14 protein-coding genes are annotated in these 19,533 nt (G+C 74.8%); 10 read left to right on the forward strand and 4 right to left on the reverse strand.

From position 1 onward, the window contains the following. The 6 genes from ACFV88_RS17795 to ACFV88_RS17820 form a co-directional block, all read left to right on the forward strand. Nucleotides 1-1,103 (forward strand): FecCD family ABC transporter permease (locus ACFV88_RS17795; protein WP_385492023.1); only part of this gene is annotated, 1,103 nt, incomplete at its 5' end. A 50-nt stretch (nt 1,104-1,153) separates the two neighbouring features. Then, nucleotides 1,154-2,224, forward strand: a complete 1,071-nt coding sequence (locus tag ACFV88_RS17800; protein ID WP_385492026.1) for a FecCD family ABC transporter permease — start codon at nt 1,154-1,156, stop codon at nt 2,222-2,224. A gap of 46 nt (nt 2,225-2,270) precedes the next feature. Next, a complete protein-coding gene (locus tag ACFV88_RS17805; protein ID WP_385492029.1) occupies nt 2,271-3,125 on the forward strand; it encodes an ABC transporter ATP-binding protein in 855 nt (284 codons plus the stop codon). Beyond that, on the forward strand, nt 3,122-4,786 hold the full coding sequence (locus tag ACFV88_RS17810; RefSeq protein WP_385492032.1) for an ABC transporter transmembrane domain-containing protein: 1,665 nt from the start codon (nt 3,122-3,124) through the stop codon (nt 4,784-4,786). Before ACFV88_RS17805 ends, ACFV88_RS17810 begins: the two co-directional genes overlap by 4 nt. Then, on the forward strand, nt 4,783-6,576 hold the full coding sequence (locus ACFV88_RS17815; protein WP_385492035.1) for an ABC transporter ATP-binding protein: 1,794 nt from the start codon (nt 4,783-4,785) through the stop codon (nt 6,574-6,576). Before ACFV88_RS17810 ends, ACFV88_RS17815 begins: the two co-directional genes overlap by 4 nt. A gap of 3 nt (nt 6,577-6,579) precedes the next feature. Then, nucleotides 6,580-7,470 carry a siderophore-interacting protein gene (locus ACFV88_RS17820; RefSeq protein ID WP_385492038.1) on the forward strand — a complete coding sequence of 297 codons (891 nt, stop codon included), beginning with the start codon at nt 6,580-6,582 and terminating at the stop codon, nt 7,468-7,470. Nucleotides 7,471-7,572: 102 nt separating this feature from the next. Here ACFV88_RS17820 and ACFV88_RS17825 read toward each other — a convergent pair whose 3' ends face one another. Next, nucleotides 7,573-8,055 (reverse strand): hypothetical protein, encoded by a 483-nt coding sequence (locus tag ACFV88_RS17825; RefSeq protein ID WP_385492408.1) that lies wholly within the window; start codon nt 8,053-8,055, stop codon nt 7,573-7,575. 226 nt (nt 8,056-8,281) lie between these two features. Here ACFV88_RS17825 and ACFV88_RS17830 point away from each other — a divergent pair, with 226 nt between their 5' ends. The 4 genes from ACFV88_RS17830 (at nt 8,282) to ACFV88_RS17845 (ending at nt 12,451) form a co-directional block, all read left to right on the forward strand. Next, nucleotides 8,282-8,776, forward strand: a complete 495-nt coding sequence (locus ACFV88_RS17830) for an SIP domain-containing protein (RefSeq protein WP_385492392.1) — start codon at nt 8,282-8,284, stop codon at nt 8,774-8,776. Beyond that, nucleotides 8,701-10,287 (forward strand): SWIM zinc finger domain-containing protein, encoded by a 1,587-nt coding sequence (locus ACFV88_RS17835; RefSeq protein WP_385492394.1) that lies wholly within the window; start codon nt 8,701-8,703, stop codon nt 10,285-10,287. The genes ACFV88_RS17830 and ACFV88_RS17835 overlap by 76 nt, the downstream gene beginning before the upstream one ends. A gap of 106 nt (nt 10,288-10,393) precedes the next feature. Continuing rightward, nucleotides 10,394-11,659 carry a hypothetical protein gene (locus tag ACFV88_RS17840; protein ID WP_385492041.1) on the forward strand — a complete coding sequence of 422 codons (1,266 nt, stop codon included), beginning with the start codon at nt 10,394-10,396 and terminating at the stop codon, nt 11,657-11,659. Nucleotides 11,660-11,866: 207 nt separating this feature from the next. Continuing rightward, the gene (locus ACFV88_RS17845) at nt 11,867-12,451 is read left to right on the forward strand and encodes an exonuclease (protein ID WP_385492044.1); all 585 of its coding nucleotides are present in this window, start codon (nt 11,867-11,869) and stop codon (nt 12,449-12,451) included. Between the two features lie 58 nt (nt 12,452-12,509). Here ACFV88_RS17845 and ACFV88_RS17850 read toward each other — a convergent pair whose 3' ends face one another. The 3 genes from ACFV88_RS17850 to ACFV88_RS17860 are packed head-to-tail and all read right to left on the reverse strand — an operon-like array spanning nt 12,510 to nt 19,389. Further along, nucleotides 12,510-14,480, reverse strand: coding sequence for a hypothetical protein (locus ACFV88_RS17850; protein ID WP_385492047.1), 1,971 nt, complete (start codon nt 14,478-14,480; stop codon nt 12,510-12,512). After that, nucleotides 14,477-18,175, reverse strand: a complete 3,699-nt coding sequence (locus ACFV88_RS17855; RefSeq protein ID WP_385492396.1) for a DUF5682 family protein — start codon at nt 18,173-18,175, stop codon at nt 14,477-14,479. Before ACFV88_RS17855 ends, ACFV88_RS17850 begins: the two co-directional genes overlap by 4 nt. A gap of 53 nt (nt 18,176-18,228) precedes the next feature. Continuing rightward, nucleotides 18,229-19,389, reverse strand: coding sequence for an AAA family ATPase (locus ACFV88_RS17860; protein ID WP_385492051.1), 1,161 nt, complete (start codon nt 19,387-19,389; stop codon nt 18,229-18,231). Nucleotides 19,390-19,533: the final 144 nt, after the last annotated feature.

Here is a 19,533-nt window from a genome sequence, read left to right on the forward strand (position 1 = left end):
TCACTACCCCCCCCCCCCGGGGTGTCCCGCCCCCCGCGGGGGGGGGGGGGGGGGGGCCCCCCCCCGCGGGGGGGGCCCCGACGGCACGCCACCGCCGCCGTCTGCCGGTCCTGCTGGCCGCCGTCGTCCTGCTGCTCGCGACGGCCCTGCTCAGCCTCATGGTCGGCGCCCGCGCGATCGACCCCGCGACCGTCTGGGACGCGCTGCTCGGCGTGGGCCGGGGCGTCGACCCGGCGACGCTGTCCGACGAACACATCATGGTCCGCGAGGGGCGGCTGCCCCGCACGGTGATCGGACTGGTCGTCGGCGCCGCCCTCGGACTGTGCGGTGCGCTCATCCAGGCGTTCACCCGCAACCCGCTGGCCGACCCCGGCATCCTCGGCGTCAACGCGGGCGCCGGTTTCGCCGTGACCTTCGCCGTCGGAGTGCTCGGCTTCACCGACCCCGCCGTCTTCGTGTGGTTCGCGCTCGCCGGGGCGTTCGCCCTGACCGTGCTCGTCTACGTCCTGGGCTCGCTCGGCCTGCACGGGGCCACCCCCGTGAAGCTCACCCTCGCCGGAGTCGCCCTCACCGCGGTCTTCGGCGGACTCACCTCCGCGCTGACCCTCAAGGACACCGCCACCTTCGACGCCGTGCGCTTCTGGGACGTCGGCGCCCTCGGCGGACGGTCCCTCGACATCTTCTCCGTCGCCGGACCCCTGCTGGCCGCCGGCGCGGTCCTCGCGCTGATGTGCGCCCGGCCGCTCAACGCCCTCGCCCTCGGCGACGACGCCGCCAAGTCCCTGGGCGCCCGGATCGGCCTGACCCGGGTCAGCGTCGTCCTCGCGGTGACCCTGCTCGCCGGGACCGCCGTCGCCGTCGCCGGACCCATCTCGTTCGTCGGACTGATGGTGCCGCACATCGTGCGCTGGGTCACCGGCCCCGACCAGCGCTGGATCCTGCCGCTCACCGTGCTCGTCGCGCCCTCCTTCCTGCTCGCCGCGGACATCGTGGCGCGGGTGGTGCTGCCGTCCGGGGAACTGCGGGTCGGCCTCGTCACCGCCCTGGTCGGCGCGCCCGTCCTCGTCGTCCTCGTCCGGCGCCGGAGGGCGAGCGGCCTGTGACCACCGAACCCGCACCGTCGCCCGCCGCCCCCCAGGAACCCGAACCCGCCATGACCCGCACCCGCACCGCGCCCCCCACCACCGTGGACCTCGGCCGCGCCAGCTGGACCTGGCGCCGACTGGGCCTCGCGTACCTCATCGACCGGCGCACCGTCATGGTCTGCTGCGCGCTGCTCGCCGCCGTGCTCGCCCTCGGCGTCCTGACCCTGGGCACCGGCTCCCGCTCACTGACCGCGGGACAGGTGCTGACCGCGCTGTTCGACCCGGACTCCGACCCCCGCAACCGACTCGTCGTCGTCACCTGGCGACTGCCCCGGCTGCTGCTCGCCCTGCTGTGCGGGGCCGCCCTCGCGATCAGCGGCGCGATCTTCCAGTCCCTCACCAAGAACCCGCTCGGCTCCCCGGACGTGATCGGCTTCTCCGCCGGCTCCTACGCGGGCGCCACCGTCGTCCTGGTTCTGATCGGCGGCACCGACTACCTGTCCGTGGCGGCCGGTTCGCTGATCGGCGGGGCGATCACCGCGTTCGTCGTGTACGTGCTCGCCTACCGCGACGGGCTGCAACCGTTCCGGCTCATCATCGTCGGCATCGCCGTGGGCGCCGGGCTCGGCTCCCTCACCTCCATGCTGCTGCTGTCCGTCAACGCCAAGCAGGCCATGCTCGCAGCGACGTGGGCCGCCGGCTCGCTCAGTGGACTGGGCTTCGAACAGTTCCGACCGGCCGCCGTGGTGTTCGCCCTGCTGCTGGTGTGCGCCGTCTTCGTGGTGCGGCCCCTGACCCACCTGGAGATGGGCGACGACACGGCCCTCGCCCTCGGCGTACGGGGCGGACGCACCCGGCTCGCCGCGACCGTCGTCGGCGTCTCGCTCACCGCCCTGGTGACCGCCGCCGTCGGCCCCATCGCCTTCGTCGCCCTGGCCGCCCCGCAGATCGCCCAGCGACTGACCCGCAGCTCCACCACGCTGCGCCTCGCGCCGGTCGCGCTCACCGGGGCGCTGGTCCTGGTCGCTGCCGACTACGTGGCCCAACGCATCGACCTGCCCGTCGGCGTGGTCACCGTCTCCGTCGGCGGGCTCTACCTCGCCTGGCTCCTCGCCGGCCAGTACGCCCGCCGCCGCTGACCGCGCCCCGACGCCCCCCGTCCCGCCCCCGCTCCGAGGAAGCCGCATGCCCCCGACGACCGACCGCACACCCACCGCCGAGCCGGCGGCCCCCGGCCCCGAGGCACCCGCGGCCCGCCTGGAAGTACGGGACGTGACCCTCGGCTACGCCCGCCACCCGGTCGCCGAACACCTCGACCTGACCATCCCGGACGGCTCCTTCACCGTCATCATCGGCCCCAACGCCTGCGGCAAGTCCACCCTGCTGCGCGCGCTGTCCCGGCTCCTCGCCCCCACCGCCGGGCAGGTCGTGCTCGACGGCCGCCCGATCGCCACTTACCGGGCCAAGGAGGTCGCCCGCCGCCTCGGACTGCTCCCGCAGACCTCCCTCGCCCCGGACGGCATCACCGTCGCCGAACTCGTCGCCCGCGGGCGCTACCCGCACCAGAAGCTGACCCGCCAGTGGACCGCCGACGACGAACGGGCCGTCGCCGAGGCGATGGACGCCACCGCCGTCACCGACCTGTCCGGCCGGCTCGTCGACGAACTCTCCGGCGGACAGCGCCAGCGCGTGTGGGTGGCCATGGTGCTCGCCCAACAGACCCCGATCCTGCTGCTCGACGAACCGACGACGTTCCTCGACATCGCCCACCAGATCGACCTGCTGGAACTCTTCACCGACCTGCACCGCGCCGGCCGGACCCTCGTCGCGGTCCTCCACGACCTCAACCACGCCGCCCGCTACGCCACCCACCTGATCGCGCTGCGCGACGGCCGGGTGGTCGCCGAGGGGCCGCCCGCGGACGTGATGACCGCGGAACTGGTGCGGGAGGTGTTCGACCTGCCGTGCCGGGTGGTGCCCGACCCGGAGACCGGCACCCCCCTGGTCGTGCCGCTGGCCCGCCGCCGGGACCCCGCGTGAACCACCCGCCCCGCGACGCCCCGGCCCCGCACGACGCACCCGCTACCCCCGGCGGGCTCTTCCGCCTCGTCCTGCTGCACGGCGGGCGCGGCGTCCGACTCACCCTCACCACCCTCGCGTTCATGACGCACCAACTGTGCGAGGCACTCGTCCCCATCGTCGTCGGCCTGGTCATCGACCGGGCGATCGCCCCCGGCGACCCGTCCGCACTGCTGCGCTGGCTGACCGTGCTCGCCGGCGTGTTCGTCGTCCTGTCGCTGTCCTACCAGCGCGCCGCGGCCTCCATGGTCACCGTCTACGGGTACGCCGAACACGAGCTGCGCCAGGCCACCGTGACCCGGCTCCTCGACCCGCGCGGGCTGCGCCGCCGCCCGGGCCCCGGCGAGGCGCTGGCGCACGTCACCTCCGACACCTACCGGGTCGCCGGCGTGTCCTGGAGCGTCGTCGAACAGGCGGCCACGCTCACCGCGATCCTCACCGCCTCCGTCGCGCTGCTGCTGATCTCCGTGCCGCTGGGCATCGGCGTGATCGTCAGCACCGTCCTCGTCCTCGTCCTGATGCGTCGGCTGTCGATGCCGCTCGAAGCGCGCGGACACGCCGAGCAGGGCTCCGCGGCCCGGGCGGGCGAGGTCGCCACCGACATGATCACCGGGCTGCGGGTCCTCGTCGGGATGAACGCCCGCGCCGAGGCCGCCGCCCGCTACCGGACCGCCAGCGAATCCTCACGCCGGGGCGCGGTCGCCGCCGCCCGGGCCGTCCTCGCGTACACCGGGCTGAGCGTGGCGCTGTCCGGGGTGTTCCTCGCCGCACTGGCGACCGCCGCCGGACTGCTCGCCCTCGACGGGCAGCTGACGGTGGGTCAGCTCGTCACCGTCCTCGGGCTCGCCCAGTTCCTCCAGGGCTCCCTGGCCCATGTGGGGACGTTCGCCGCGAACTGGTCCCACAAGCGCGCCTCCGCCCGCCGCCTCGCCGACCTCCTCAACGAACCACCGGCCGCCCCCGGTCCGGACACCCCCGCCCCCGGCTCTGACACCCCCGCCGACCTGGTCTGGCACCCGCCCGGCCACGGCACCCCGGTGAAGATACCGACGGGCACCCTCCTCGGCGTCGTCCCCCGGCACCCCGCCCACGCCCGCGACCTCAGCGACCGCCTCGGCCACCGCGTGCCGCCGCCCCGCGGCGAACTCCTCATCGGGGGACGGGACGCCGCCGACCTCGGCCCCGACGGCGTCCGCGCCCACATCACCGCACCCCCGCACCACGGCAGCCTCTTCAGCGGCACCCTGCGCGCCAACCTCACCCCGCCCGGCGGCACCCCCGACCCGGCCCTGCTGCGCGCCGCCGCCCTGGACGACGTGCTCGAACACCTCGGCGGACCCGACGCCGAGGTCGGCGAAGAGGGCCGTCGTCTCTCCGGCGGACAGCGTCAACGGCTGCTGCTCGCCCGGGCCCTGCACGCCGACACCCCCGTCCGCGTCCTCGACGAACCCGCCACCGCCGTGGACCCGGTGACCGAACGCCGCATCGCCGAAGGACTGCGCGCACTGACCGGCACCACCGTGCTCATCACCACCAGCCGCATCCTGCTCTCCACCTGCGACCAGGTGATCGACCTCAGCGCCACGCCCGGCGCCCCCGAGCCGAACGGAACACCCCGGTGACGACCACCCCCCGCACCCCCGCCGGGCCGCTGCCCACCGCCACCCCGCGCCGGGCCCGCCGCGAGAGCGCCCGGCGCCTCGCCCTGCATCGGGGGCGCCTGACGGTCACCACGCTCGTCCTGCTCGCCGGCACGGCCGTCACCCTCACCGCCCCGCCCCTGCTCGGCCGTCTGGTCGACACGGTCGCCGGAGCGGACGCGGCCGGCACCGACCGCGCCCATGTCCTCACCCTGGGCGCCCTGCTGGTCCTGGTCTCCCTGGTGGGCGCCGCGCTCACCTTCCTCGGCGGCCGGATGCTCGTCGGCCTGGTCCAGGACACCCTGGCCGCCCTGCGCGAGGACGTGTTCGAGGCGGCGGTGCACCTGCCCGCCGAAACCCTCGAAGCCAGCGGCAGCTCCGACGTGGTCTCCCGGGTCACCGGCGACGTGGAAGCCATCTCCGAAGCCGCCTCCGACGTGCTGCCCACCCTCACCGGCGCGGCCCTCACCATCGGGCTGACCCTCGCCGGGCTGGCCGTCCTCGACCCGCGCCTCGCCCTCGCCGGCCTGGTGTGCGTACCGGTCCAGTGGTACGCGACCCGCCGCTTCCTCGCCCGCTCCCACCTCGTCTACGGGGACGTGCGCCGACTGGAGGCCGACCGCGGACAGACCGTCATCGAGGCGGTGCGGGGCGCCGAGACGATCCGCGCTTACCGGTCCCAGGAACACCACCTCACGGAACTCGCCACCCGCAGCACCCGGGCCGTCGTCCGCCAGCGGGACGGCGTCGGCCTCGCCAACCGTTTCTACGGCGGCCTGCACGTCGCCGAGTTCCTCGGCCTGTCGACCATCCTGGCCACCGGCTACCTGCTGCTCGATGCCGGGGCCGTCACCCTCGGCACCGCCACCGCCGCCGCCCTCTACTTCCACCGGCTGTTCGGCCCGATCGGGTCCCTGTTCACCAGCCTCGACGACATCCAACGGGCGACGGTCGGCCTCACCCGACTGATCGGCGTCACCGACCTCGCCGCCCAGCCCCCGCACCCCGGGCCGACACCCCCGACGAGCGGTGCCGCTCCGCCGCCGGTCTCGGTGTCCGGCGTCTCGTTCACCTACGCGGGCGCGAGCCGCCCGGCCCTGAACGACGTCACCCTGCACGTCCCCGGTGGCGCCACCGTGGCGCTGGTCGGCGCGAGCGGCTCCGGGAAGAGCACCCTGGCCCGGCTGATCGCCGGAACCGGCCGCCCCGACCGGGGACGCGTCACCGTCGGCGCGGACGACGCGCACCGCGCCCGCCGCACCTACCTGGTGACCCAGGAGGTCCACCTCTTCGGCGGCACCCTCGCCGACAACCTCACCCTGGCCGCCCCGACCGCCACCCCCGACGAACTCGCCCGCGCCCTGGCCGAGTCGGGCGCCGCGCGGGCCCTGCCCGAGGGCACCACCGCGGACACCGTCCTCGGCGGCCCGGACGGCACCCCCCTGGACGACGGCACCGTGCAACACCTCGCGCTGGCCCGGGTCCTGCTCGCCGATCCGCCGCTGGTCGTCCTGGACGAGCCAACCGCCGAGTCGGGCCCCGCCACCCGCGCCCTGCTCACGGACGGACTGCGCCGCGTCACCCGGGGCCGCACCAGCGTGATCGTCGCCCACCGCCTCGAACAGGCCCGCGACGCCGACCACATCGTCCTCCTCAACTCCGGACGGGTCGCCGAGGAGGGCACCCACGCGCACCTGCTGTCCCTGGCGGGGGAGTACGCGGCCCTGTGGCAGGCGTACACCCCGTCCCCCGAACCCTCCAAGGAGCACTGAACCATGACGATCCACCGCGCCACCGTGTCCCGCGTCCAGCGCCTCTCCGACAGCATGGTCCGCATCACGCTGACCGGCGGGGACGTGCCGGACTTCGTCTCGACGGGCGTGGGCGACGAGTACGTGCGCCTGTTCTTCCCGCACGGCCCCGACCGCCAGGACCTCTCCCTGCCCGTCACCACCGACACCGGCTGGGAAACCCCCGAGGGCCGCCCCACCGCCCCCATGCGCACCTACACCATCCGGGCGGTGCGTCCCGAGGCCGCCGAGATCGACATCGACTTCGTCATCCACGACCACGGCGTCGCGGCCACCTGGGCGGCGGCGGCCTGGCCCGGTGACCCCCTCGGCCTGAACGCCCCCACCGGCCTCTACGACCCGCCCGCCGACCTCGCCCGCCAGGTCCTCGTCTGCGACCTGACCGGCCTGCCCGCACTGGCCCGCATCCTGGAGGACACCCCGGAGTCGGTCGTCACCCGGGCGGTCGTCGAGATCCCCGACGACGGCGCCCGACAGCCGCTGCCCGACCACCCGCGGGCCAAGGTCACCTGGACCCACGGCGGCAACGGCCACGGCCCGAGCCGCCTCGCGGACCTCGTCACCACGGCGCTCCCCGAACACAGCGACCTCACGGGCACGTACATCTGGGTGGCCGGCGAGACCACCGCCCTGCGCAGCGTCCGCAAACACCTGCGCAAGACCCTGGCCCTGCCCACGGACCGCTTCAAGGTCGTCGGCTACTGGGCGCCGGGCGCCGACAGTTGGACCGAGCGCTACGAGGCCCTGCCCGCGGACGTCAAGGCGGAACTGACGGCCCTGTGGGACGATCCGAAGGGCGATCTGGAGGACGTCACCATCGCCTACGAGGACCGCCTCACCGGCCTCGGCCTCTGACCGTCCCAGGTGCCCGGCCCGCGGATCGTGCGACCGCTTCGACGTGCGGTCGCACGGGTCCGCCCGGGACGACGGGCCCGTGCGAGTGGGCCGTACGCGGGGCTAGTTCACCCCTCCGAGTACGGCCCGCCCCGTCGCGCCGGCCGCGGCGAAGAACGGGACGAGGTCGTCGAGGTCGCGTTCCTCCCGCCCCGCGTCCCAGTCGGACGCCCGCACCGTACGCGACCACCTCTCCGCCGCCAGGCCCGCCGCGACCTGCCCGACCTCGTCCGGGGGGAGGACGAACGCCGGTCCGTGGCGGAACCTGTACCCCTCGACGACCGCGCACCCCCGTCCGGTGGCCCGCGCCAGCCAGGGGAAGGCGGTCGGCCAGTAGCCCGCCCCGTGCTCGACCCGCGCGCGGTCCTCGGCGAGTTCGCGCAGCGTGCGGTGGTCGTGCCCGAACGAGTCGGCGACCGGACGGAAGCCGGGCGGGGCGTCCCCCTGGAAGAACAGCGCGTCGAGTACCGAGGGGCGCGTCCGCACCTCCTCCAGCAGCGACGGCGTGACCTTCACCAGGTGCAGCCACATCGACACGGGCGTCACGCTCCTCACCGTGGCCGCGGGGCGAGGGGGTTTCCCACCCCGCGGTCGTCACCGAAGTGACGGAACGAGAACCGTACGGGTCACCGCACGCGACTCGGGCACCGGCCGCCACGACGGCGGACTCGCCGCCGAGTGGGCCGGGGCGGTGCTCCCGGGCGGGGCCGTCGGGATCAGCCGCCCCTCCGCCCAGTTCACCGTGCACCCCCAGGTACGTCGTCGCACCCTGGTGGCCGACGCCACCGCACTGCCCGCGGTCCAACGGATCGTGGCCCAGGTGCCGTCCGACGTCGGGGTGCGGCTGTTCTGCGAGGTCGTGCACGAGGACGACGCGCACCTGCTGGACGGCGACCGGGTCCGTGCGGTCTGGCTCCCGCGCAGCGGCAACGGCCTCTTCCCGAGCCGGGTCGCCGGGTGCGTAGTGCGAGGGCGTCCGACATCCGGAACAATGTCGATGTCGACGCGCCCGGTGAACGGGGCACCGGAAACGAGCACCGGGCCCATCGACCGCCTGCCGACAGGGGAGAGGGCGGTGACGTGGGCTCGGGTGGGAAGGACCAGGACGGCATGGCGGAGTTCACCGACGAGGATCTTCGTTCGCTGGCCGGGGCGCGTTCGTTCGAGCGCGGGCTCGACTACGTCGACGCGGTGTCCGCGGTGGAGGTCGGCGACGGCTGGGTCAGGGCGTCGGTCCAGGGAACGGAACGGTACGAGGCGGAGCTGACCCTGGGCGGACGCGGTGGCCTGGCGGGGGAGTGCGACTGCCCTTACGGCCAAGAGGGCAACTTCTGCAAGCACTTGGTCGCCCTCGGGCTGACCGCGCTGACGCGCGAGGTCGACCTGCCGCGTCAGCGCGAGTCCGCCCGGGCCCGGGTCCGCGGGCTCGACGCCTGGCTGTCCGGCCTGTCACGGGAGGAACTGCTCGCCGTCGTGCGGGACGAAATCGCCGAGGACCGGGACGTGCGCCGCCGCCTGGAACTGCGGGCGGCGAGCGCGCGGGGTGATCTGGCCGCGATCCGGTCCCGGGTTCGCGAACTGCTCGACGTCGCCCCCTTCACCCGGCACGGCTACGTCGAACACGCCGACGCCCGCGCCTACGCGGCCCGGGCCGGGCAAGCGGTGTCCGCGGTCCGTTCGTTGACGGCGTCGGGCCGGGCGAAGGACTCCCAGGCACTGGCGCGGGAGGCGATCGGGTCGCTCGCCGCAGTGGTCGAGAGCATCGAGGACTCGGACGGCTGGCTCGGTCAGATCGGCGCCGACCTCGCCGCCGCACACCACGAAGCCTGCCGTGCGGCCCGCCCCGCCCCGGAGGAACTCGCGCACTGGCTGGTGACCCACGCGCTCGACGAGGCGAACGATCTGACCGACATCGATCCGCTCGACTACGAGGACCTGCTCGGGGAGCGGGGAATGGCCGACCTGCGCCGGTACGCGGTCGACGCGTGGCAGGCGAACCGTACCGGCTGGGCCGAGAAGCACCTGATGGGGCAGCTGGCGAAGGCGGGCCGGGACATCGACACGGTGGTCGCCGTGCACGCCGCGGATCTCGCGTCGAACGGCCACACCCACCTGGTCATCGCCCGTGAGCTGGAGACCGCCGGCCGCCCCGCCGAGGCCCTTGACTGGGTCGAACGGGGCATCCGCGCGTGCGATGACCTCGCCACCGTCGACACCGCACTCGTCGACGACCTCGCCCACCGTTACACCCGGGCCGACCGGCCCGTCGACCTCCTCGCCCTGCGCCGCGACCACTTCACCGCCTGCCGCACCCTGCTCACCTATCAACGACTGCGCGTCGCCGCCCGGTCCGCCGACCGTTGGCCGATCGAGCGGGAGAACGCCCTGGCCCTCGTGCGCGCCGACGCCGCACGGAAGGACCCGCACCAGTGCTCCGTCCTGGTCGATGTCCTCCTGGACGACAAGGACACCGACGCCGCCTGGCAGGCCGCCACGGAGTTCGGTGTCCACGACGGCCAGTGGCTCGCCCTCGCCGACCAGGCACGCCCCACTCGCCCCGCCGACTCCCTCGCCGTCTACCACCGCCTGGCCGCTCCCCTCACCCGTCAGACCGGCAACGCCGTCTACGAGCGACTGGTGAGCCTGTTGCTGAGCATCCGCGACTGCCACCACCGCCTCGGGACCACAGCGGACTTCACTGCGTACGTCGCCGACCTGCGCGCCGCCCAGCAGCGCAAGCGGAACCTGATGCGGCTGATGGACGCCCACGGGCTGTGAGCCGCCGCCACCGTGCGCACCGAACGCGCGCGTGCCAGGCCCGTGCGGCCGAACCGGAAGACAGCGCCCCGGTCCGGGCCGAGACCGAACAAGGAGTGACCTGACCATGGACGACGAGATACAGCTGATCAGCGACGGCGACGGCCTGACGATCCTCGGGAACGAGGCGACGATCGACCGCTTCCTCGTCTCCGAGGGACTGCGACCGCAGGACCTCGGACGGCGACGGTTCGGGCCCGCCCTGGGCAGCGCGGCCGGCGCCGCGCAGACGGGTTCCGACCTGGCGGCCCACTCGGGCCGCTGGGTGAAGCTGACCAAGGAGTCCGCACGGCTCGTCGACAAGCACGGGCTGCGGGAGAGCGCCACCACGGGTCTCAAGACGGGTGTGCTCAAGGGGGACAAGGGGCAGATCAAGGGTTTCATCCAGTTCACGAGGAGCGGGGGGCCGCTGCGGGCCAACCCGGCGGTGCTGGCCAATGCGGCGGCGGTCATGACGCAGCTCGCGATGCAGCAGACGATGGACGAGATCACCGACTACCTCGCCGCGATCGACGAGAAGGTCGACGACCTGCTCCGGGCCCAGAAGGACGCGGAGCTGGCGAAGGTGATCGGCGCGCAGCTCCTCATCGAAGAGGCCGTGACCATCCGCGAGCAGGTGGGCCGGGTCTCCGAGGTCACGTGGTCGAAGGTGCAGGACGCCCCGGGGACGATCGCTGCGGCCCAGGTGTACGCACTGCGTCGACTCGACGCACTCGCGGAGAAGCTGGAGCGCAAGGCCAAGATCGGTGAGCTCGCGGTGGCGGCCAAGGAGGTCGAGTCCAAGGCCCCGGAGTGGCTCGCCGTGCTGGCCCGTTGCTTCCAACTCCAGGACGCGGTCGCCGTGCTCGAACTCGACCGGGTACGGGACACGGCGCCGGAGGAACTGGACCGGCACCGCCAGGGAGTACGGATCGCCCGGCGCAACCGGCTCGACCTCATCTCCCGGAGCACGGAACGTCTGGTGGCCCGGATGAACGCGGCTGCCGACGAGGCCAACGCGAAGGTGCTGCTGCACCCGAGCAAGTCCCCGGCCGTGGTCGAGTCGACCCATCAGGTCGTGACCGCGGTCGCCGGCTTCTACCGGCCGCTCGGAATCGAGTCCGATCGCCAGCCGTCTCAGACGCGGCGTTGGGCGGCAGCGGCGGTGGAGGCGAAGGACAAGGCCCTGGAGACGGGATCGAAGGGCGTCGGCGCCGCGCGGAGCCTCGGCAACGAGACCCTCGACCGGGCCGGTTCGGTGAAGGACAAGCTCTCCAGCGGAATCGCCGAACGAGCCCGTCGCCGCCGCGGATCGGGCAACGAGAACGAGGAGCCACGCGACAGGGAAGACTGAGCGACCGCCGCGGCCCGCAGACCTCACGCTGAGCGTGGGGGACTCCTTGCCCGTGGGCGTGGAGACTCGGGCACTCGACCGCGTGGAGGATCTGGAGGGCGAGGACTGGGTGGTGATCCTGCGCAAGGTCGGATGAAGCCGAAGGGCTGCGCTCACCGGGACCTGCGCAGTGCTCCCCTCATAGGTCTCGGAGTACGGAGAGAATCGATGGCGAAGTCCGAGTTCTACGTGTCCGCGGACGTGGAGGCCGACGGCCCGATTCCCGGGCCGTTCTCGATGTCGAGCTTCGGTCTGGCGGTCGCGGGGGTCCGTGACGGGGCCGGGTTCCGGGCCGTCGACCCCGCCGAGCGGACCTTCTACGCCGAGTTGAAGCCGATCAGCGACGCCTACGACCCACAAGCCCTGGCGGTCGGCGGGTTGGACCGTGATCGGCTGGCGCGGGAAGGGCAGGACCCCGTCCGGGCCATGAACGCCGCGGCCACCTGGCTGGCAGCCGCGGCCGACGAGCTGGCCGCGACGCCGGTGTTCGTCGCGTACCCGCTGGGCTACGACTGGATGTGGATGTACTGGTACTTCCTGCGGTTCGCCGACGCAGGTTCGCCGTTCGGGCACTCCCGCTGTCTCGACCTCAAGACGCTGTACGCCGCCAAGGCCGAAGTGGCGATCAGTGAGGCGACGAAGCGGTCGATGCCGAGCCACCTCCTGTCGTCCCGCCCGCACACGCACCACGCGCTCGACGACGCGATCGAGCAGGGCGAGCTGTTCCAGAACCTGATGCGCTGGCAGGCCTGACCCCGACCGGCCCCCGGACACCTTCGGCTCGCCGCCCGGGCCCGGGTCCGTCGGCACTTCAGCAGCTGCCCGACGGCTGCCACGTCGCCCGGACCAGGGCCCGTTCGGTGCCCGCGAGGTAGACGGCCGCGGCGAGCCAGGCGCGCGCGTACGCGTCGGGGTCGGCCTCCTCGGTGCGACCGAAGACGTCACGGCCGCGCCGGTCAGCCTCCGCGGCCAGTTCCGTCAACAGGTCGGCCGCCGCGCGGAATCCGACCCGGCGCAGGGCCGCTGCGGCCCCGGCACGATCGCCGTCGCGCGCGGGTTGGGCGACGGCTCGACGGCCACCCGACACGGCGACCTCGACCAGCCGCCGCAGCCGCCACAACGGTGCCTCCGCCACCGGGTCCGGCGGGACGCCGGGAAGCCCGGCCGTCTCCGGCAGCGCGTCGCCGGGCGGCAGATGGACGCCTTCGAGACGGTCGTAGCCCAGGTCGGCATGGCCCGACCACTCCTCCGGCAGGCGCAGGGTCGTCGGTCCGCCGTCCGGCAGCGGCCCGACGGCCAGGGGCCGGAGCGTGGCGGCGCGGTCGGGGTCCGGACGGCCGACGACGCGCAGCCGCAGCCCGGGACGGGACGCCAGCCGACGGAGGTTCGCGGTGTGCGCCAGGTCGGGATGGCCGTGGGCCGGCAGCAACCGGATCAGCAGGCCGTCCCGGTCCGCCCCGCCGGGCAGCAGCTCCCGCGCGAGTACCTGGTCGTTGAACGCTCCTACGATGACCAGATCGCAGCCGATCAGTTCACCGGCCGACTGCCGCGCCTGCTCGGGGTCGCCCACCGGAGCGTTCCCGGGCCCGTCGCCCACGGCCTCGGAGAGGGGGCGCGTGAACAGGGCGGCCAAGGGCCCCGAGGTCCAGGACCGGCCCGGGACCGGCGTCGCCCGGACTCCCTTGCCCGCTCCGAGACGGCCGTCCGACGACAGGGTCGCCCCCGAGACCAGCAGCCCACCGCGGGAGAGCCGGGCGTGATCGAGACTGCCCGAGCCCAGCGCGACCGTGGCCGTCGCGGCGCCGCGCGCACGGGCGGAACCGCCCGGTTTGACGTCCGCGACGCTGAACCAGCGTCCGTCGTCGGAGATGACGTGCGTGACCACCCCGCCGAACCCGGTGGCCGAGATCACCGGCTCCCGGCACACTCCGTGTACGCGCAGCGCGCCTTCCGGGCGGTAGGCGCGGCGGGCGGACCCGATCCATGCCGGGTCCGGCTCAGGACCGGTCAACAGAGCCGTGGTCAGGAGGAGTTCACGCAGGTTGTCGACCAGGTCGGCCAACCGGTGGCCGTCCTGGCGGGAGCGGACGCCTCGCAGTCCGCGCACCACCCGCAGCGCCGCACCCTCCGCGCGGTACAGGCCGGCGAGTCGCGCCGAGTGCGAGGCCCGCAGCAACTCCGCCTGCGCGACCGCACCCGCCGCGGGCACCCCGGCGGCCAGCGCCGCCGCCGCAGCGGCCCACAGGGCGCGGGCGGCGTCCCGTTGCGCGGTCGTGAGGTCGGTCCGCGCGGGGACTCCCACGGCCTGCGCGGCTGACGCGGCGCCCGGGTCTGCCCCGGCGCCCCCGTTGATCGCCGCGCCCGCGCCGGTTGCCGCGCCCGCGCCGGTTGCCGCGCCCGCGCCGGTCGCCGTAGCGGGGTCGGCCGTCGTGCCGGAGCCCGCGGTCGTACCGGGATCGGCCACCGGGTCCGCGGGGGGCACCTGGTCCGCATCGGCCACCGGGCAGGCGCTCAGCACGGCGGCACGGTGCAGGCACCTCGGCGCCAGCAGACAGCTGCACACCACCTGCTCGGCTTCCGTGACCGCTCCGGAAGGCCCGGGGGTGAGGACGACCTCCGCGTCCGCACCGCACCGGACCCGCCGCTCGGCGCCCTCCACGACGACGGTAACGGCCGCACAGGTCTCCACGGCGACGTCCAGCTTCTTGCGCAGCCGGGAGGTCAGACCCGCCACCGCGGCAGCGGTCACCTCGGGTGCGGCCGGGGGAAGTTCGGGGCTCATCGGGACTCTCCGCGGAGGCGTTCGCCCACCCAGCGGGCGAGGGCGAGAGGACTGAGGGCGGCGACGGGCATGCCGGCCGCGACCAACTGTTGGGCGATGGGAACGGAGTAGCGCGGGCTGCCGGTGTCGTCCAGCGCGGCACAGCCCAACAGGTGCACCCCCGAACCCGCGAGGGCCCGTACCTCGCCGAGCAGCCCGCCGAGCGGGTAGCCCTCCTCGAAGTCGCTCACCACCACCACGAGGGTGCGGCTCGGCACCGTCACCAGGGAACGGGCGTGGGCCAGACCGGCCGCGATGTGGGTGCCGCCGCCCACGCGCACCTCCAGCAGCAGGGACAACGGGTCGTCGACCCGGTCCGTCAGATCGATCACGTCCGTCGAGAACGCCAGGAAGTGCGTGCTCAGCGTGGGCACACCACCGAGCACGGCCGCGGTCAGCGCCGACCAGATCACGGAGGCCTCCATGGACCCGGACACGTCGACCACCAGGATCAGCCGCCAGTCCGCCTCCGTGCGCGAACGGGTGCTGAACACCGGCCGTTCCGGAACCACCAGGGTGCTGCCGTCGGCTCTCCTGCGGGCGTGGACGAGGTTGGCCCGCAGGGTGCGCGGCAGGTCGATCCGGCCTCCCGGACGACGGGTCGGGCGAGGCGTGGCGAGACCGGTCAGCGCGGGACGCATCCGGGTGGCCAGCTCCTTGGCCAGTTCGTCGACCAGCCGGCGTACCAGCGGGCGCAGCCGGGCGAGTTGCTGCTCCGGCAGCCCGCCCGCCAGCGACAGCACGGACGTCAGCAGATCGACGGACGGACGCACCGCCCCGGGGTCGAGTTCGGTCAGCACGTCGCTGCGTCCCCGGTCGGCGGCGCGCGCCAGGACCTCCTCGCGCACCTCCGCGCCGAACAGCGCCTGGAGTTCCTCGGCCCACTCGCGCGCGGTCGGGAAGGACGTGTCCTGTCCGCCGCCGCGTCCGCCTTCCCGACCCAGGTCCGAGGAGCCCTCCCCGCGGCCCGCGCCGTACAGCTCGTCGAGCGCGTGTGCGTAACGACGGGCGCCCGTGGGGAGTCGGTCGTGTTCCCTGCCGAGCAGCAGACGCCACCGGTCCGTCGCCGACAGCCGCAGTACGCCGTCGCGCGGCTCGTCCGCGTCGGACCCGCGGGGTGTCGCCGCGTGAGTGGCGGCCTCGGCGGCCGGCGCCTCGGCAGCTCGTGTCTCGACGGCCGGTGTCTCGGTGGCCGGCGCCTCGGCGGTCCGGTGCGGCGAGGGCGTCGGCCGCAGGGAGGCCGCCGCCGAACGGCCGACCTCGTCCGCCGCCGTCCACAGGGCCAGGAGCTGCGGGGAGGCGCCCAGCGCGAGGTCGAGACGGTCGCCCAGCCGTTCCGTCACGGTGTGCAGCAGCCGGTCGCGGCCTGCCGGGGTGAGCGTGTCGAAGCCGCCGCGCAGTGCCGGCAGCCGGTCCAGGAAACCCCGGTCGTCGAGCGAGTCGATCCGGTCGAGCAGCGGGTCGAGGGCGGTCGGCGCCGACTGGAGCAGCGGCGCGGCCCCGGTCAGCAGTCCGACGAGCCGGCGGGCCAGTGCGCGCCGTGCGTCGGGACCGGTGGCCGTGTCGATCCAGCCGGCGGCCCGGGCGCCGAGCGTCTCGGCGTCCTCCAGGTCGAACAGGACCCGGCAGGCCAGAGCGGCACCCTGGACGAGGGGGGACGCACCGTCCGCGAGGCGGGCCAGGGCCTCGTCCATCCGCAGCCCCAGGCGGAGTTCACCGGCGCGTGCGGCCAGGGCGACCAGTGCGGCCGCCTCCTGCGGGTCGTCGCTGCCGGCCAGCCCCGGCAGGGACCGTACCGCGGACTCCAGGAGGTCGGCGGCGAGCGAACCCGCCGTCTGCCTGCCCGCGGGCGTCGTGCCGGGCAGGTGCCCCCGGCGCAGCGCCTCCAGCAGATCCAGTCCGGTGAGGATCTCGGGGATCGTCGCGGACGCGGGCAGCACCTCGGCGGCCTCGGCCAGCCGCTGGGCGACCAGCGCGGGCAGATCGCAGCGCGCGGCGTCCCGAAGCCCCGTCAGGACGAGGGCGCAGGTGGGGCCGCCGTCGGCCGACTCCCTGCGGAAGGTCTCCCGCAGCGTGCCCTCCGCCGCCAGCGCGGCGTTCACGCCGCGCACCCCGGCCAGGTCCAGCCGGACCGGTACGGCGGGGACCCACGACAGCCGCCAGCGTGAGGAGAGCGCGGCGGCGTCGCCCGTACCGGCCACCGTCACCGGCTCGCCGTATCCCACCCCGCACACCTCCAACCGGCGCAGGAGGATCTCGCGGCGGTGGTCGAGCGCCGAACGCAGTGGGTCGAGCCGCAGTTCGCGCGGTGCGGGATCGTCCGGTCCGGGCAGCCGCAGGGCGGCGAGTTCGGCCTCGACGGACGGCCCGAGCCCGGAGCGCGGTGTGCCCGGGGCGACCCGGCCGCGCTCGGTGCCGACCAGCACCACTTCCAGGGCCCGCGCCAGAGCCCGGCCGCGGCCGAGCGGTTCGCCCTGACCCAGGACCACCGTGAGGGCTTCGAGGAGCTCGCTGCGGCCCGGGGCCGGGAGCCCGCGCAACCGGGCCAGGTCACCGGCCACGCGCAGCGTCTCACGCGCCTCGCCCGTCCCCGCGGTGTGCCCGACCGCCCGCAGTTCCCGGCACACCCTGGTGATCGCCCCGGCCGCGGCGTCGTGCAGCAGCCCGGGATCGCCCCCGGCGCCGAACACCGCCTGCTGCCAGCGCGGATCGCGGATGCCCGCGGGATAGCCGGACCGGGAGTCCAGCAGGTCGAACGCGTACGGCACCAGGGAGGTGACGACGGGGGAGGGGGCCCCCGGGAGCACCGTTCCCGTCGATGCCTCACTGCGCGCCGACACCCCGTCGGCGGTCGGCGCCCCCGGCACGGTCGTGCCGTCGGCCGGGGGCCGCTCGGCCGTCCCGGCGGCCAGCGCCATTCCGTCGGCCAACGCCGGGGCGTGGAAGGCGCCGATCACCGCCGCGACCCGCCGTCCGTCCGCCGCCGCGAGGGCGATCGTGTCCCGCATGTGCGCCTCGCGCGCCAGGTCCACGGCGGACACCCCGCCGGACGACTCGGCGTCCTGGCGCAGTGCCCAGCCGACGCTCAACGCGGCCCGGCGCAGCACCTCGGGAGCACAGCCCGGGGCGCGCACCTCCACGCTGCGGTCCCACAGGTCGTCCCCGGCCCGGCCGGTCCCGGCGGCGGTGAGCGCCTGCGCGAAGGAGGTGGGCGCGGACCGGCCGGCGGGTTCGCCGACCGTCTCGCGGGGGTCCCCGGCCGCATCCGGGTCCGTGCCGCCCCAGCGCGCGTCGGCCATCGGCAGATCGCAGCAGACGACCTCCACGCCCCGCTCCCGTGCCCAGCGGACCGCGGCGAGTTCGGGGGAGAAGTCGGCGAACGGGTAGAAGCCGAGCCGCCCGCCCTGCCCGGCGCCCGCGAGCGCGACCGGCGCGAGGGTGCCGGGCGCGCCGAGGTGGACGAGCCACGGCTGGAAGTCGGCCGGCAGTTCCACGCACACCACGTCGGCGCCGGCCGCGTCCAGCAGCGCGGGCACGGCCGCGGCGAGCGCGGGGCTGTGGTGCCGTATGCCCAGCAGGTACGGCACCGCGGAGCCGGCGAGGGCGTCGAGCGCCGCCCGCGGGTCTTCTACGAGCGCCGCCCGCGGGTTCTCCACGGGCGTTACCCGCGGGTCCTGGACGGGTGTCACCTCCGGGTCATGGGCGAGTGTCACCGGAGGTTCTCCCGCAGGTCCCACAGGCGGCGCCAGGTCGGCGAACCGTCCTCGGCGCGGCGGCGCACGGGGCCGTCCCAGTACCCCAACAGGCGCGCGTGGTCACCGGGATCGTCCTTGCGGACCACGCCCAGGAGATGGCCGGGGACCAGGTCGAGACAGTCCCCGGCGGGCAGATAGGCGGCGGACACCCCGAGGGAGACGGCGACCTGCACCGCCTCCGCGGTGGACATCACCGTGCCGGGCCGCTCCACGTCCCAGCCCTCGGACGAACGCCCGGCCCGCAGGTCCCGGAAGACGGTCACCAGGACGTCGAGCACCGCATCGTCGACGTCGAAGGCCGCGCCCGCCCGCTCGACGGCCGCGACGGCCTGCCGCTTGACGAGCGTCGTCTCGGCCTCGACGTCCGCAATCGGGTGCACCGTCTCGAAGTTGAAACGGCGCTTGAGCGCGGCGGACATCTCGGAGACTCCGCGGTCGCGCAGGTTGGCGGTGGCGATGACGGTGAACCCGGCGGCGGCGGCCACCTGCGCCTCGGCCGTGCCGGACAGTTCGGGCACGCTCATCCGGCGGTCGGAGAGGATCGACACGAGCGCGTCCTGCACCTCGGGCAGGCAGCGGGTGATCTCCTCGACGCGCGCCACCTGCCCGGAGCGCATCGCGCTGAGGACCGGTGAGTCCACCAGGGCCTGGGGAGTGGGTCCCTGGGCCAGGAGGAGGGCGTAGTTCCAGCCGTAGCGCAGGGCGTCCTCGGTGGTGCCCGCGGTGCCCTGCACGGTCAGTGCGCTGGTGCCGCAGACGGCCGCCGACAGCAGCTCCGAGAGCAGCGACTTGGCCGTACCCGGCTCGCCCACCAGCAGCAGGCCGCGTTCGCCGGCGAGCGTGACCACGCACCGTTCCACCAGGGCGCGTTCGCCGACGAACTTCGGGGCGATGACGAGCTGGCGGGGCAGCGTCCCGTGGGGCTCGGGCAGGCTGAGGGGATCGCCGGCGCTGCCGCAGACGAAGGTGATGACGGAGCGGGGCGTCAGCAGCCAGCCGGGCGGACGCGGGCCTTCGTCATGGGCGGCGAGGAAGGCGAGTTCCGTGGCGTGACGCTCTTCGGCGGGCAGCGTCTGCCGGGGCGGAAGTGCTGTCGCCGTGTGGGTGAGGGGCATGGATGTCCTTGTTGGGTGGGTCGGGTCGGGGGGGGCCAAACCGGGATAGTAGCAAAGACGGGGGGCCCCGGCGGGCCCGGGGCGCCCCGGGGGTGGGGGGCCCCCCCCCCCCCCCCCAACAACCCACCAAGGGCCCCCCCCCCC

It is taken from the genome of Streptomyces sp. NPDC059816 (genome assembly GCF_042732055.1).
Lineage (GTDB): Bacteria > Actinomycetota > Actinomycetes > Streptomycetales > Streptomycetaceae > Streptomyces.